This window comes from Bacteroides sp. An269 (assembly GCF_002159755.1).
Lineage (GTDB): Bacteria > Bacteroidota > Bacteroidia > Bacteroidales > Bacteroidaceae > Phocaeicola > Phocaeicola intestinalis.
Map to the genome: position 1 here is coordinate 1 of NZ_NFJG01000239.1, position 871 is coordinate 871.

The window sequence follows — 871 nt, forward strand, 5'->3', positions numbered from 1 at the left end:
TAGATGTTGGTAGGGATTTTTTCAAAACGGGTCAGCACGGAGCGGTCAATCGTATTCTCCGGCTTGTAATATCGGGTAGACACCCTGTTAAGGGATATCTGCGAACTCAGATTGGTTCTCATGGCTATAATTTATAATTAATAATTAACAATGGATTACAGGTTGTTGCGCTCGATGTCCTTGAAATAGCGGTATGTGCCCACTTTCAGTTCGTCCGTAGCCGCCTCATCGCATACGATGATGCCGTGGCGGTGCATCTGCAAGGCACTGATGGTCCACATCTGCGTTACGCTTCCTTCAACGGCATGATGCAAGGCACGCGCCTTATTGTGCCCGTTGCAAAGGATCAGTACCTCTTTGGCGTCCATTACCGTGCCCACCCCTACGGTCAGCGCAGTCTTGGGGACCTTGTCCACATCGTTATCGAAGAAACGCGAATTTGCCACAATCGTATCGGTGGTCAGCGTCTTCACACGGGTACGCGAAGTCAGGGAAGAACCCGGCTCGTTGAACGCGATGTGGCCGTCGGGACCGATGCCGCCCACAAACAGGTCGATGCCCCCATACGAAGCAATCTGCTTTTCATAATTCCCGCACTCAGCCTCCAAGTCGGAAGCGTTCCCGTTCAGGATATGGATGTTTTCCTTCGGAATGTCAATATGGTTGAAAAAGTTGTTGAACATAAACGAATGGTAGCTTTCCGGATGCGATTCGGGAAGGCCCACGTATTCATCCATATTAAAAGTCACCACATTGCGGAAAGACACCTTTCCCTCTCGGTTCAGTTCAATCAGCGCCTTATACATGCCCAATGGGGAAGAGCCCGTAGGCAAGCCCAATACAAAAGGACGTTCGGAAGATGGCTGGAACT

General features: G+C 50.3%; 1 protein-coding gene. It reads right to left on the reverse strand.

Going from position 1 to position 871, the window contains the following annotated elements; genetic code table 11:
- Nucleotides 1-155 precede the first annotated feature (155 nt).
- A partial coding sequence (gene nagB / locus B5F71_RS19520; protein ID WP_087213664.1) for a glucosamine-6-phosphate deaminase occupies nt 156-871 on the reverse strand: 716 nt, incomplete at its 5' end.